Genomic DNA, 13714 nt, shown 5'->3' on the forward strand with positions numbered 1-13714 from the left:
TTTTATCCGGCAGCCGTCAGCTCTTGACCGGCTCGCCCTTGGTGCGGACTTCCGAGATCATCGTGCGGATGAGCTTGACCCGCACGCCCTCCGCGATCTCGACCTCGATCTCCGGATCGTCCGTCACCTTCGTAACCCGGCCGACGATGCCTCCGGAAGAGACCACGGTGTCGCCCCGGCGCACGGCCTTGATCATATTCTGATGCTCGCGCGCGCGCCGCTGCTGCGGGCGGATGATCAGGAACCACATGATGACGAAGATGAGGACGAACGGGACGAACTGGATGAGCGTCTCGGTCGCCGGCACACCTGCGGCCTGAGCGTAGGCGGGGGTAATCAACGGAAGCTCCATGACGTGGCGCGCGCCCGGGCCGGGCACGGCGGCTCGCGGCCGAACGGGGTGCTTATAGTGACGGTGCGCCCGGTTTCAAAGGAGGGTCGGCGGCTTTCCCGTCACGGGCGTGTCATGCGGGCGACGGCCGCCTCGCGTCGAGGCGGCCGCGAACGCGTTCGTTCAGACGAATTGCGACAGGCCGGGGATCGAGCCGACGATCGGCCCCATCACGTCCTCGCCGGCCGTCTCGCGGCCATAGGCGAAGAGTTCGCGCCCGAGCGTCTTGATCTGGTCCATCGACAGCCCTTCGGACATCAGCTTCTGGCCCAGCGCCATGATGCCGCCGCCCGCGCCGAAGGCGCCCATGAGAGAGCCGAGCATCCCGCCCGCCGCGCCGTCGCCGGCCGAGGCGATCGCCTCCTGCGCGCCGGGAATCGCGGCCAGAAGCTGGTCGATCTGCTCCTTCGGGCCTTCCTTGGCCAGGAATCCGAGGATGAGGCCGGTCGCCTTCTGCGCGAGCTCCGGCTCGAGGCCGGTCGCGGCCGTGATCTTTGCGAGAAGCTCTTCCATGTCGTCATCCTTTCGGTGGGCTGCCGGGCGGCCGTCCGATATGGCGGGCCTCACCTCGATTGCGTATGACAAGGGCGACGAGGCTGCAAATCGCGAGGGATTCGGTCATGGCGCAGGATGGCGGGCGCCCGCGTGGAATGCCGCGGATCACGCTGAATCCGGGCGAGGGGCCGTGGGGCAAGGCACCCGAATCCCCGCCCGAGGCTGCTCCGGCTCCGACCCTTCGGCACGCCGCGGCGCCTGCCGATGGGCGGCTCGTCATGGGCAAGAGCAAGGGCAAGGGCGGCACGGTCGATGACGGCGCGCTGCAATACCTGACGCTCAAGCTCGCCAACCGCCACGGCCTCGTCACGGGCGCCACGGGAACGGGCAAGACCGTCTCGCTTCAGGTCCTCGCGGAAGGCCTCTCGCGGGCCGGCGTCTCGGTCTTCGCGGCCGATATCAAGGGCGACCTGTCGGGCATCGCGGCCCCGGGCGAATCGAAGCCGCCTTTCGTCAAGCGGGCGGCCGAGATCGGCGTCGACTACGCGCCCGACGCCTTTCCGGTCGTGTTCTGGGACGTGTTCGGCGAGCAGGGCCATCCGATCCGGGCCACGGTCACGGAGATGGGCCCGCTCCTGCTCGCGCGCCTGCTCGAGCTGAACGACACCCAGGAGGGCGTGCTCAACATCGCCTTCCGGATGGCGGACGACCACAATCTGCCGATCCTCGACCTGAAGGACCTGCGCGCGCTCCTGCAATTCGTCACGGAACATGCCGCCGAGGTGCAGACCAAGTACGGCAACCTCTCGAAGGCCTCGATCGGCGCGATCCAACGCTCGCTGCTGACGCTGGAGAATCAGGGCGCCGACAAGTTCCTCGGCGAGCCGGCCCTCGAACTCTCCGACTTCCTGCGCACGGATCGGGACGGCCGCGGCATCGTCAACATCCTCGCGGCCGACAAGCTGATGGCCTCGCCGCGGCTCTATGCCTCGTTCCTCGTCTGGATGCTCTCGGAGCTGTTCGAGACGCTGCCGGAGGTGGGCGACCCGGAGAAGCCGAAGCTCGTCTTCTTCTTCGACGAGGCGCATCTCCTCTTCAACGACGCGCCGAAGGCGCTGCTCGACGCCGTCCAGCAGGTCGTGCGGTTGATCCGCTCGAAGGGTGTCGGCGTCTATTTCGTGACCCAGAACCCGCTCGACGTGCCGGACCAGGTGCTCGGTCAGCTCGGCAACAAGGTCCAGCACGCGCTGCGCGCCTTCACGCCGCGCGACCAGAAGGCGGTGCGGGCGGCCGCCGAGACCTTCCGCCAGAATCCGGATTTCGACACCTCGAAGGTGATCCTGGAACTCGGGGTCGGCGAGGCCCTGGTCTCGATGCTGGAGGGGAACGGCACGCCGTCCATCGTCCAGAGGACGCTGATGGCGCCGCCGATGGCACGCGTCGGGCCGCTCACTGCAGAGGAGCGCAAGCGCGTGATCGCCGCGAGCCCGCTCGCCGGAAAATACGACAAGCCGATCGACCGCGAGAGCGCCTACGAGATGCTGGCGGCGCGCAAGGACCTGCCCGCCGACACCGCCCAGGGAACGCAGGATTCGGGCGGTCTCGGCGGACTTCTGGGGCAGATCGGCACGGTCCTTGGCGGAGGCTCCGGCGGGGCGACGCCCGGCAAGGGCCGGCAGAGGATGACCGTGACCGAGCAGGTCATCCGGTCGGCGGCGCAATCCTTCGCGCGCTCGGCCTCGACCCAGATCGCGCGGGAGGCCGGCCGCATCCTGCGCAACGTCCTCGGCGGCGTCTCGGGCAAGTCGTGAGGCCGGCTGCGCCCGACGGAACGACACCTGCCCTTCCCCGTTCTCGCTTCGGTTCGGACATCATCATGCGCATCGCCTCCACCTCGGCTCTGCTTCTCGCGGCCCTGATCCTCCCCGCCTCGGTCGCTCCCGCCTCGGCCGATGCCGGCGTCCGCCCGGTCTGGGAGGATTTCCAGCCGGCGGTCTCGACACAATACCGCGCGCCGGATGGCGGGCGGCGCTACCCGCCGCCGAACAACCGCCTGCTCATCATGAACCGAGACCGGCAGGCCCTTCCGACGAGCATGCCCGACCTCGATCGGACGGTTCCGCGCCGGACGACGCGCGATCCCTTGCTGCCGCCGCTGACGCGGCCGGGCGCGCCGCTGCCGCCCGCCGGCAGCACGCTGCCGCCGCCCGCTCCGACCATTCGGTAGACCGGCCGGCATGCTTCCTCAGCCGGCGCAACGGCGTTAGATGGCTGCAGACTGGAAGGGCCCGGCATGATCGACAAGGTTCTCGGCGATATCGACGCCGATCTCGACAATTCCCTCTCGCGGCTGTTCGATTGGCTGCGCATCCCCTCGATCTCGACCGATCCGGCCCATGCCGGCGATTGCCGGCGGGCCGCGGAATGGATCCGCGGCGATCTCGAGGCGATGGGCTTCGAAGCGTCGGTCCGCGAGACCTCGTTCCATCCCGTGGTGCTCGGCCATCTGCCGAAGCCCGGCGCGCCGCACGTCCTCTTCTACGGCCATTACGACGTCCAGCCGGTCGATCCGCTGGACCAGTGGGACGCGCCTCCCTTCGAGCCGAGCCTCGACGAGGTCGAGCCCGGCCGCAAGGTGATCCGCGCCCGCGGCGCCTGCGACGACAAGGGCCAGGTTATGACCTTCCTCGAAGCCTGCCGTGCCTGGAAGGCGACGGAAGGCGGCATCCCGGTCGGGATCACGGTCCTGATCGAGGGCGCGGAGGAGAACGGCTCGAAGGGCCTTCCCGAATGGCTCGCGGCGAACAAGGACGCGCTGAAGGCCGATTACGCCCTCGTCTGCGACACCGGCATGTGGGACCGCGAGACGCCGCTGGTCACGACCTCGCTGCGCGGCCTCGTCTATCGCGAGATCAAGGTTCGCTGCGCCGATCGCGACCTCCATTCCGGCTCGTTCGGAGGCGGTGCGCGCAACCCGATCCACGTCGTCGCCAAGATCATCGCCGACCTGCATGACGAGACCGGCCGCGTCACGATCCCCGGCTTCTACGAGGGCGTCCGCGAGACCCCGGCCGACATTCTGGAGCAATGGCGCTCCCTCGATCTGTCGCCCGAAAAATTCCTGGGGCAGGTCGGCCTGAACCAGCCGGCCGGCGAGAGCGACCGCATGCTGATCGAGCAGATCCAGTCGCGCCCGACCTGCGACGCGAACGGCATCGTCGGCGGCTATACCGGAATCGGCTCGAAGACGGTGATCGCCGGCGAAGCCTCGGCCAAGATCTCCTTCCGCCTCGTCGGCGACCAGGACCCGCAGAAGATCTCTGACGCCTTCGACGCCTTCGTCGCGGCGCGCATCCCGGCCGATTGCTCGGTCGAGATCACGCGCTACGGGACGTCCCGTGCCATCCAGCTCCCCTTCGACATGCCGGCCCTCGCCACGGCCAAGGCGGCTCTCACGGAGGAATGGGGACGCGAGGCGGTCATGATCGGAGCGGGTGGTTCGATCCCGATCGTCGGCGACTTCAAGTCGACCCTCGGCCTCGACACGGTGCTGATCGGCTTCGGCCTCGACGACGACCGCGTGCACTCGCCGAACGAGAAATACGACCTGTCGAGCTTCCTCAAGGGCACCCGGAGCTGGGCCCGGATCCTCGGCGCGCTCGGCGGCAAGACGGCCTGACGATGCGACGGGCGCTCGCGACGACGCTTCTCCTGGCGGCTGCCCTCGCCGCCGGGAGCGCCTCGGCGAAGGAGCGCCTGCGCCCGGTGCAGCACGAGGCCATGTCCGAATGCCCCGAATACGGGCGCGGCTTCGTGAAGGTGCCCGGCACCTCGACCTGCATCAAGATCAGCGGCCGGGTCCGCATGGACCAGACGATCGCCTCGGGACGCGCACGGCGCGCCTATCAGAGCCTCGGCCCCGCCGGCAGCGTCGCCGCCGATGTCAGGGCGCAGACGGGAGCGGGGCCGATCCGCGGCTATGTCCGCATGCGGGCTGGCGGCGGGCCGTACGGGCGATAGCCATCACGCCGTCCGGGCAGGCGCCCGGTCGAAGGCCGGGGCGAGGCCGAATGCGGCCGCGTGCACGTCCGGCGAATAGTATCGGGTCTGCGCGCCGATGGCCGCGAGGCGCGCGCGCAGCACCTCGGGCGGCGGGCGGAGCCGGGCCTCCGTGGACGTCGCGGCGATGAGCGCCAGCATGCCTCCGGCATAGGTCGGGACGGGAGCGAGATAGGGTCGTGCGGCGCCGAAGGCGCGCTCGAGCCGCGCGCGCAGGATCTCGAGTTCGACGCCTTGGAAGAAGGCCGTGCCGCTCTGCACGGCGACGATGCCGTCCGGCTTCAGCAGGGCCTTGCAGCGGGCATAGAAGCGCTCGTCGAACAGCCGCTCGCCCGGCCCGACGGGATCGGTCGAATCGACGACGATCACGTCGAAGGCTGCCCGCGCCTCGTCGACGTATTCGCTCGCATCGCCGAGCACCACCGTCACCCGAGCGTCGTCGAACGACCCCCCGGAGACCTCCGGCAGGAATTCGCGGCAGAGATCGATCACCTCGCCGTCCAATTCCGCGAGGACGACCTCCGAGACCGGATGCTTCAGGATTTCCTTCAGCACGCCGCCATCCCCGCCGCCCACGACGAGGACGCGTTCGGCCGCCCCATGCGCGACGAGCGGCAGGTGGGCGATCATCTCGTGATAGATTTGGTTGTCGAGTTCCGTGGTCTGGATGACGCCGTCGAGAGCCAGCACCTTGCCGAAGACCCGGTTGCGGAAGACGAGAACCTCCTGAAACCGTGTCCGGGAGCGGTGGAGCACCTCGTCGACGGTGAGAGCTTGTCCGAAATGCCCGGCGAGCTGCTCCTGGAACACCTTCACGGCACGACCCCGCGCCTGTGCTCGGCCACGGTCATCATGCCGGGCGTGAAGGCCCCTTTCAGTACCTCGATGGCCCGGTGGGGCTCCGCCTCGCCGCACATGAAGACGTCCACGGCCGCATAGGCGCGTTCCGGCCATGTATGGATCGAGATATGGCTTTCGGCGAGCACGGCGACCCCCGTGATCCCGCCATTCGGGGTGAAGCGGTGCAGGTCCATGTTGAGCAGGGTCGCGCCGGCCGCCTCCGCCGCGTCGCGCAGGGCCTCCTCGACCGCGCCGATGTCGTCGAGCTGGCTCGCCTGCCAAAGGTCCACGATCAGATGGGTTCCGGCGAACCGCATGCCGTCGCGTTCCACGAAATGGTCGAGGTCGGCATCGGAGACGGCGATCTTGGCCGGCGGGATCGCGGGACGCGTCTTTGTCGAGGCGGGCAGGCGGGCTTCGTCCAGCCGGCTGGGGCGTGAGTTTTTGACAGCGCGCAGACCGGCCTGGGACGCATTGATCATTCAGTCCTCCACGTGGATGGCGAGAAGTTCGGTCAGGCCGCGCTCGGGCCGGGATCGTCGTCCTCGTCGTCCGACGAGGGGCGCTGGGGTGTCCGCAGCAGCCTCCGCAATCCCTCGTCGGGACGCTCGATCTCGGTGTCGCCCTCGCGCGAACTCACGACCCTGAGGTGCGGGCGGGAGGCGGGGCGGATGCCATCCTCGTCTGCCGGGTCATCGCTGGTCATGGACATGGTCTCCCTCGTGCTGCGGAGCCGAGCGAAGGCGATCACGCAGGGGCGTTGGTCGATGGGGATGGAATGCGCCGAGCCGGGGGCAGACCGCCCGTCGGGGCGGATCAGGGTCCGGCGATGGTCCTGCGCCCCGAGCTCGGGCTACGGCGGCGCGCGCTGAGCCCGGGGCTACTGGCCGGCGACCAGTCGTCCTGCGCGTTGCAGGGCGCGGAGGAATGTCCCGAGACCCGTCATCCGCCGAGGCTCGGCCAAACCACCCCGAATGTCAAACCGCGGACCGACGGGCGGTGACCGGGCCGACGGAAGGAAAACAGTCGCACGCCGTGCGGTGGACGGCACCTTCGGCGGCCTGCTAGAGCGGGTCAGCCTTGGCCGGACGTGCTCGCGCGACGGGCCGCCGCCAGGCCAGCGACGAGGGGCGATGCCGCCGCAGGCGGGTCGATTTTCGTCGGAATCGATAAAGTACGTTGGAGAAACGCCCGATGCGACGCCTCGCCCGCCTGAGCGCATTTGCGCTCGTCTTGGCCCTTGCGGCTCCGGCCTCGGCCGATGAGACGATCAGGATCGGTGTCCTGACCGATATGGCCGGCCCGAATGGCGACCTTGCCGGGCAGGGCTCCGTCCTCGCCGCCCAGCTCGCCGCCGAGGATGCGGCCAAGCTCCTGCCCGGCCGGAAGATCGAGATCCTCCAGGGCGACCACCAGAACAAGGCCGATATCGGAGCGGGGATCGCGGCGCGCTGGTTCGATGAACAGGGCGTGGATGCCGTCGCCGACATGCCGTTCTCGTCGGTCGCGCTCGCCGTTCAGGAAGTCGCCCGGCGCCGCAACAAGATCACGCTGTTCTCGGGACCGGGCTCGTCCGATCTCACCGGCAAGGCCTGCTCGCTGACCGGCTTCCACTTCACCTTCGACACGAAGGCGCTCGGCGCGGGCACGGCTGCGGCCATCACCAAGGCCGGCGGCGACAGCTGGTTCTTCATCACGTCCGACTATGCCTTCGGCCACGCGCTCGAGCGCGATTCCAGCGCCGTCGTGGTCGAGAACGGCGGCAAGGTCGTCGGCGCCGTCCGCCATCCGCCCTTCGCCCCGGACCTCTCGTCGTTCCTCCTCCAGGCCCAGGCCTCGAAGGCCAAGGTGATCGGCGCGGCCAATGCGGCGACCGACATCATCAACACCATCCGGCAGGCGCAGGAATTCGGCATCGTCCAGGGCGGCCAGAAGATCGCGGGCCTGCTCGTCTTCATCTCCGAGATCCACGCGCTCGGCCTCAAGACCGCCAAGGGCCTGCAGCTGACGGAGAGCTTCTACTGGGACATGGACGACAAGACGCGCGAATGGTCGGCGCGGTTCGCGGCCCGTCACGGCGGCAAGAAGCCGACCATGGTCCATGCCGGCGTCTATAGCGGCGTCTTTCACTTCCTGAAGGGCGTCGCAGCCGCGGGCACGAAGGACGGGCTCAAGGTGGGCGAGGCGATGCGCGCCACCCCGGTCAACGACTTCATGAGCCGGGACGTCAAGATCCTCGCCAATGGCTGGGTCCAGCGCGACTTCCACCTCTTCGAGGTCAAGGGTCCTGAGGATTCGAAGGGTCCGTGGGATTACTACAAGCTCGTCACGACGATCCCGGGCAAGGAAATCCGGCCGGAATCGGCAGTCTCGGCCTGCCCGCTGGTCGCCCAGAAATAGGCGCCTGCCGAACCCGGCGCCTCCGGCGCGCCGGGTTCGCTCTCAATCGAGGCCGAACGCGTCGGGGACGTGGCGCGGCCAGGAATCCGGGGCGACGAAGACGGCGTCGGCCCGGAAGGTGGAACGAGCCGCCCAGGGGTTGCGCGCCATCCAGGCGCGGGCCGCGCGGCGGATCCGTCGGCGCTTGCCCTCGTCCAACGAGGTCAGGGCGAGGTCCATCTCCCCGCGCGCCTTCACCTCCACGAAGACGATGGTGCCACCGCGGCGCATGACGAGGTCGATCTCGCCCCCGGCTTCGGCATAGCGGCGGGCGAGCGGGCGATAGCCCTTCGCCATCAGCCAGAGGAGCGCGATCCGCTCCGCGCTCAGCCCGCGCAGGAAGGTGAAGCGACGTCGGCCGGAGGCCGTCCTCACGGCGTCTCGTCGCCCCCGCGCGCCAGGGACAGGGCCCGCGCGTAGATGTCCCGGCGCGGCAATCCGGTCTCACCCGCGACGAGCGCGGCCGCGTCCTTGACCGTGTGGCGCGCGAGCGCGGCCTTCAGCTTGTCGTCGAGCCCGATCTCGGCCTCGGCCTGGCGCTCCTCCTCCGTCGCGGGGGCGATCAGGAGCACGATCTCGCCTTTCGGCGCGCCCTCCTGCGCATAGCGCGCCGCGAGCTCGTCGAGCCGTCCGCGACGGACGGTCTCGTGGAGCTTCGTCAGTTCGCGCGCGACCGCCGCCGGCCTCGGGCCCAGCACCGCGGCCGCGTCGGCGAGCGATTCGGCGATCCGGTGGGGCGCCTCGTATAGGACGAGCGTGCCGGGGATCGACGCCAACGCCTCGAGCCGGCTGCGCCGCGGGCCGGATTTCGCCGGAAGGAAGCCTTCGAAGAAGAAGCGATCGGTCGGCAGGCCGGCGACGACGAGGGCGGCGAGCGCCGCCGAGGCGCCGGGGATGGGGATGACCGGCAGCCCTTCGGCGATGGCGGCCTCGACGAGGCGGTAGCCGGGATCGGAGACGAGCGGGGTGCCGGCATCCGAGACGAGCGCCAGCGACTGCCCCTCGCGCAGGCGGGCGATCATCCGGTCCCGCACCGCCTCGCCGGTATGCTCGTGATAGGCGACGAGGGGTGTCGTGATGCCGTAATGGGCCAGCAGCGTCTTCGTGACCCGCGTATCCTCGGCGAGGACGGCGTTCGCCGCGGCCAAGGTCTTGAGGGCGCGCAAGGTGACGTCGCCGAGATTGCCGATGGGCGTCGCGACGAGATAGAGGCCCGGCGCGATGGGCTGCGCCTCGGCGGCGAGGCCGAAGGCCGTGAAGGTGGCGGCCCGGCCGCCCTCGACCGAGGCTGCAGCGGAGGAACGGCGGGTGCGATTGTCGATCCGGTGCATCGTCGTTCTTTCGCACGAACTCTTTGTTCTGAAAAGCGATCGACGGGAGCGTCCGGCCCAGGTTAGGGCGCCTGTCGCCGCGGCGCTACGGCCTGCCGGCTTCGAGACGCCTCGCCGCGGCCGGACCGTCGGGGCCGAATCGGCGGATGTCCTTCACGGCTCCAGGCCGCGTTCCGCCCGTTCCGCGGCCTGGAACACCTTCCGCGCCGCGGCATAGTCCTCGGCGAGTTGGCGCGTGGCGGAGCCGGCCGGCCCGATCGCCTGCCAGATGCCGTGCAAAGCCTCGATCGCCTCGACGCGGCCCGACACGCCCGGCGCCTGCGAGGCCTCGAGGATCAGGTTGATCACACGCCGCTTGGCGGCCGCATGTCGCTCGAAATTCCCGTCCCGTTCCGCGAGGGCCGCCGCCCGATCGGCGAGCCGGCGTTCGCGCTCGCGCTCGGCGGCCTCGCGCCGGGCCTGCGAGGCCTCGATCCGCGCCTGCCGCTCCTCCTGCCGCGCGGCATGGAGCGCCTCCCGCTGCGCCGCGATCTCGGCACGCGCACGTTCCCGATCGGCTTGGACGACCGCCGTGAGCGCCGCCTCGACGCGCGTCTTGAGCCGGGGATAGGCCCCGCCCGATCCGAGGGCTCCGAACGCGATCCGAAGCGCGCGCGCCGCGTCGACGGCACCGGCCCGAGGCGTCGTCGCCAGGGCTTCCATCTCCGCGACGATCCTCTCGCGCTCCGGATCGGCGGCTGCGCCGCGCGGCGCGGGCTCAGCCGGAGCGGGCGCAGGATCGGCCGCGTCGACATCTGCCGTCGTCGCAGGATGGCTCGGCCGGAACGGAGCGTCGAGGGTCTCGGCAGGCTCGCGCGGCGGGTGCCATGATGTCGCCGGTCCGAACGATGAGCGTTCCATCTCCTCGGCCGTCCCGAACGTGTCGGCCGGCCTGGCGGGCTGGCCCGACACGCGCCAGCCGTCTGAATCGTCAGTCATCCGTCGTCGCTCTTTACCGCTCGCCGATCCCAGAACCCGAGGCCCTTCCGGGCCATGTCGCGCAAGATGCGGGCGCGTTCAAGGCGCGATGGCGCGCTCGGAGCTCGAATGCGGCTTCGATTTTCCGATGGACAGATCGCGCCGCGGGGCGAAATGTTCTCTCTCCGGCTTGCCGCCGGAGGTCCGGCCAGGGTCGATGCTCTTCAACTCCCTCGCCTTTCTCCTTCTCGCCCTGCCGGCTGCGGTCGCGCTCACGGCGATCGTGGAGAGGATCGCCCCGCGCTGGCGGGTCGCCTGGCTCGTGGCCCTGTCCTTCGCCTTCTACGCCACGTTCGACCTCCGCTTCGTGCCGCTCCTTGCGGCGTCGGTCGTTCTCAACTGGCTCGTCGCCCGCGCCTTCATCCGCAGCGGCCGGGCGGCCCTCGTCTCGCTCGCGATCGCCGCGAATCTGGCGCTGCTCGGCCTCTACAAATACCTCGATTTCGCGGTCGGCATCCTGGACGCCCTTCCCGGCGTCGCGCTCGAAGCGCCCGGATGGGCCTTTCCGCTCGGCATCTCGTTCTTCACCTTCCAGCACATCAGCTATCTCGCCGATCTGCGGGCGGGAAAGGCCGAGCCCGTCCCGCTTCTGCGCTACGCCCTCTATGTCGCGTTCTTCCCGCGCATCGTCGCGGGGCCGCTGGTGCGCGCGCACGAGCTGTTCCCGCAGCTCGACGCCGTGCCCGGCGGGGACCGGGCCGAGCGCCTCGCGCGAGGGCTGCTGCTCCTGATCGCCGGCCTCGCCAAGAAGGTGCTGATCGGCGATGCCCTCGCCGGGCTCGTCGACCCGGTCCATGCCGGGATCGCCGCGGGCCGCGTGCCGACCGTGATCGAGGCCTGGCAGGCGGCCTTGGGCTATGCCTTCCAGCTCTATTTCGACTTCGCCGGCTATACCGACATGGCGCTCGGCATCGCGCTGATGCTCGGCATCGTCCTGCCGGAGAACTTCTGCGCCCCCTACCGCGCAACCTCGATCCAGGATTTCTGGCGGCGCTGGCACATCACGCTGTCGCTCTTCCTGCGCGACTATCTCTACATCCCCTTCGGCGGGAACCGTCACGGCCTGCCGCTCCAGGTTCTCGCGCTCTTCGCGACGATGGCGCTCGGCGGGCTCTGGCACGGTGCGGGCTGGACCTTCGTCGCCTGGGGCGCCGCGCATGGGATCGCGCTCGGCCTGCATCTCCTCTGGCGCAAGGCCGGATTCGCCATGCCCTCGGCTCTCGGCTGGCTGCTGACCTTCGGCTTCGTCGTCCTCGCCTGGGTGCCGTTCCGGGCGGAGAGCTTCGAGGCCGCCTTCGTGCTTCTGCGCAGCCTGGTCGGCTTCGCTCCCCTCGGCCGGTTCGCCGACTGGTCGATGATCCTCGTCGCGGCCGCGCTCGCCGTCATCGGGCCGACGGCCTACGATCTCACCCGGCGCCTGCCGCCCCGCATCTGGGTCGCGGTGGGGGCTGCCCTCCTGTTCGCGGCCGTGCTGGTCGAGGTGGGCAGCGACGCCAATCGGGACTTCATCTATGCCCGGTTCTGATCTCGACGCCCCTGCCTCAAGCGGCTCGCCCTGGCGCGTCGCCCTGCTCGCGGGGCTCGCCGTCCTGCTCGCCTGTCTCGGGCTCGTCGCGGGGCGGGTTCTGTGGTTCGATCCCTATTGGGTCTGGCGGCAGACGCCGCCCTGGCTCGCCGAGACGGGCGGCGCGAACCGGCTGATCGACCGGCAGACGCGCCGCGCGAAGACGTTGCAGGCCCTCTCGCGCGATTACGAGATCGCGCTCGTCGGCAGTTCCACCACCTATCACGGGCTCGACCCGGCGGATGCCGATCCGCCGTTCCGGGGCCGCATCTACAATGCCGGCATCTCGGGGATCCTCGCGGGCGAATTGCCGGCCATCGCTGCGATCGTCGCCTCGCGCCCTCGCGCCCGCCGGGTGATGATCGGCCTCGATTACTACATGGTCTCGCGCACCGACCGCGCGGTGCGGCTCGACCCGGCGCTGGAGACGGTGCTCGGGCGTCTCGGGGCGCGTCTCGGCAGCGTGATCGGCCGGCCCTTCATCGAGGATGCCTGGCCGAGCGAGGTCGCGGCGAAGACCGATCCCGGCTCCTGGACCTATGACGGCTTCCGCGTGACGCCGCCTCTCTCGCCCGATGAGACGCGGCTCAACGCGGCGATCCGGCGGCGCACGACCGTCGGCCTCGTCCCCGCGACCTATGCGGGGCTGGAGCGGGCCCTCGACATCCTCGCGGGGCGCGAGGTCGTCCTCTATCTCGCGCCCGTGAACCCGGCGCAGAGCCGCCTGCTCGACGAACTCGGACTGCTCGGCGATCTCGAGCGCTGGCGAGCCGACATGCGACGGCTCGCCGAAAGCCGGCGCCTTCCCTTCCACGACCTCACCGCGCTCGGGCGCGATGCGCCGTTCGATCCCGACAAGGGCTCGACGGCGGCCTGGCTCGACAACCTCCATTACACGCCCGTGATCGGCCGGCGGGTCCTGGCGGCGCTCGGGCTGCGGGCGGCGCCATGAGCGACGGCGCGGCGCATATCCTCTGCCCCACGGCACCGACCCGCGCGAGCGCCCTGAAGCGCCTCGCCGCGGCGCGCATTCCCGAGGCGGCCGATATCGTTCTTCTCGGGGATTCGCTCGCCGCCGCCTGGCCGTCCGACCTCGTCGCAGCGGCGCGGCCGGGCCGGCGGATCCTCAATCTCGGCCTGCCGGGAGACCGGATCCAGAACACGCTCTGGCGGATCGGACGACCCGACCTCGCCCATCTGCGACCGCGCGAAGTCGTAATCGTCCTCGGGACGAACAACCTGTCCGACGGCGACAGCCCGGCTGCGATCGCGGCCGGCCTCGCGGATCTGGTCCGGGGCCTCGATGCGCTGTGGGAGCGCCCCGCGCTCGTTCTGTCGACCATCCCGCCGCGCGGTTCCGGGCCGGCGGCCTGCGAGGCGGAGCGCCAGGAGGCGAACAGCCTCATCGCCCGGATGGAAACCGGCCGCCTGCGCCTCCTGCGGTCTGAGCCCGCCCTGGCGGCGGCCGGCGACGGCGCCTTCGCACCGGATCGCCTGCATCTCGAGCGCGGCGGCTACGAGGCCCTCACCGCCGCCCTCGCCGGTCTCGCCGATTGACGAGGACGCGCGCGGGGGTCC

16 protein-coding genes are annotated in these 13714 nt (G+C 70.3%); 8 read left to right on the forward strand and 8 right to left on the reverse strand.

Annotated features, from left to right (window positions below; translation table 11 throughout):
* Positions 1–16: 16 nt before the first annotated feature.
* Together yajC and EV668_RS13835 are read right to left on the reverse strand one after the other, a co-directional pair.
* A complete protein-coding gene (gene yajC, locus EV668_RS13830; protein ID WP_133770968.1) occupies positions 17–340 on the reverse strand; it encodes a preprotein translocase subunit YajC in 324 nt (107 codons plus the stop codon).
* 174 nt (positions 341–514) lie between these two features.
* Entirely contained in the window at positions 515–904 is a 390-nt protein-coding gene (locus EV668_RS13835; protein WP_133770970.1) for a DUF2267 domain-containing protein, read from the reverse strand.
* A gap of 260 nt (positions 905–1164) precedes the next feature.
* Between EV668_RS13835 and EV668_RS13840 the strand changes: the two genes are divergently transcribed.
* The 4 genes from EV668_RS13840 to EV668_RS13855 all read left to right on the forward strand — a co-directional run bounded on the left by EV668_RS13840 (position 1165) and on the right by EV668_RS13855 (position 4906).
* Positions 1165–2697, forward strand: a complete 1533-nt coding sequence (locus EV668_RS13840) for a helicase HerA-like domain-containing protein (protein ID WP_245513256.1) — start codon at positions 1165–1167, stop codon at positions 2695–2697.
* Positions 2698–2762: 65 nt separating this feature from the next.
* Positions 2763–3113: a hypothetical protein gene (locus EV668_RS13845; protein WP_133770972.1), complete on the forward strand. Its 351-nt coding sequence runs from the start codon at positions 2763–2765 to the stop codon at positions 3111–3113.
* Between the two features lie 66 nt (positions 3114–3179).
* Entirely contained in the window at positions 3180–4565 is a 1386-nt protein-coding gene (locus EV668_RS13850) for a M20/M25/M40 family metallo-hydrolase (protein ID WP_133770974.1), read from the forward strand.
* A gap of 2 nt (positions 4566–4567) precedes the next feature.
* Positions 4568–4906 (forward strand): porin, encoded by a 339-nt coding sequence (locus EV668_RS13855; RefSeq protein ID WP_133770976.1) that lies wholly within the window; start codon positions 4568–4570, stop codon positions 4904–4906.
* A gap of 3 nt (positions 4907–4909) precedes the next feature.
* On the opposite strand, the gene speE is transcribed toward EV668_RS13855, so the two are convergent.
* The 3 genes from speE to EV668_RS13870 are packed head-to-tail and all read right to left on the reverse strand — an operon-like array spanning position 4910 to position 6491.
* Positions 4910–5761, reverse strand: a complete 852-nt coding sequence (speE, locus tag EV668_RS13860) for a polyamine aminopropyltransferase (protein ID WP_133770978.1) — start codon at positions 5759–5761, stop codon at positions 4910–4912.
* Positions 5758–6267 carry an adenosylmethionine decarboxylase gene (gene speD / locus EV668_RS13865; protein ID WP_133770980.1) on the reverse strand — a complete coding sequence of 170 codons (510 nt, stop codon included), beginning with the start codon at positions 6265–6267 and terminating at the stop codon, positions 5758–5760. Before speD ends, speE begins: the two co-directional genes overlap by 4 nt.
* A 32-nt stretch (positions 6268–6299) precedes the next feature.
* Entirely contained in the window at positions 6300–6491 is a 192-nt protein-coding gene (locus tag EV668_RS13870) for a hypothetical protein (protein WP_133770982.1), read from the reverse strand.
* 488 nt (positions 6492–6979) lie between these two features.
* Here EV668_RS13870 and EV668_RS13875 point away from each other — a divergent pair, with 488 nt between their 5' ends.
* Entirely contained in the window at positions 6980–8185 is a 1206-nt protein-coding gene (locus tag EV668_RS13875; protein WP_133770984.1) for an ABC transporter substrate-binding protein, read from the forward strand.
* A gap of 42 nt (positions 8186–8227) precedes the next feature.
* Here EV668_RS13875 and EV668_RS13880 read toward each other — a convergent pair whose 3' ends face one another.
* The 3 genes from EV668_RS13880 to EV668_RS13890 form a co-directional block, all read right to left on the reverse strand.
* Complete coding sequence (locus EV668_RS13880; protein ID WP_133770986.1) at positions 8228–8599, reverse strand: YraN family protein; 372 nt, start codon at positions 8597–8599, stop codon at positions 8228–8230.
* Positions 8596–9555, reverse strand: a complete 960-nt coding sequence (gene rsmI, locus EV668_RS13885) for a 16S rRNA (cytidine(1402)-2'-O)-methyltransferase (RefSeq protein WP_133770988.1) — start codon at positions 9553–9555, stop codon at positions 8596–8598. Before rsmI ends, EV668_RS13880 begins: the two co-directional genes overlap by 4 nt.
* Before the next feature lie 153 nt (positions 9556–9708).
* The gene (locus tag EV668_RS13890) at positions 9709–10533 is read right to left on the reverse strand and encodes a hypothetical protein (RefSeq protein WP_133770990.1); all 825 of its coding nucleotides are present in this window, start codon (positions 10531–10533) and stop codon (positions 9709–9711) included.
* Positions 10534–10729: 196 nt separating this feature from the next.
* On the opposite strand from EV668_RS13890, the gene EV668_RS13895 reads away from it, so the two are divergent.
* The 3 genes from EV668_RS13895 to EV668_RS13905 are packed head-to-tail and all read left to right on the forward strand — an operon-like array spanning position 10730 to position 13693.
* Positions 10730–12097 carry an MBOAT family O-acyltransferase gene (locus EV668_RS13895; RefSeq protein WP_133770993.1) on the forward strand — a complete coding sequence of 456 codons (1368 nt, stop codon included), beginning with the start codon at positions 10730–10732 and terminating at the stop codon, positions 12095–12097.
* Positions 12084–13088: a hypothetical protein gene (locus tag EV668_RS13900; protein WP_133770995.1), complete on the forward strand. Its 1005-nt coding sequence runs from the start codon at positions 12084–12086 to the stop codon at positions 13086–13088. The genes EV668_RS13895 and EV668_RS13900 overlap by 14 nt, the downstream gene beginning before the upstream one ends.
* Positions 13085–13693 carry an SGNH/GDSL hydrolase family protein gene (locus tag EV668_RS13905; protein WP_133770997.1) on the forward strand — a complete coding sequence of 203 codons (609 nt, stop codon included), beginning with the start codon at positions 13085–13087 and terminating at the stop codon, positions 13691–13693. Before EV668_RS13900 ends, EV668_RS13905 begins: the two co-directional genes overlap by 4 nt.
* The last annotated feature ends 21 nt before the right edge of the window (positions 13694–13714 follow it).

This window comes from Enterovirga rhinocerotis (genome assembly GCF_004363955.1).
Lineage (GTDB): Bacteria > Pseudomonadota > Alphaproteobacteria > Rhizobiales > Beijerinckiaceae > Enterovirga > Enterovirga rhinocerotis.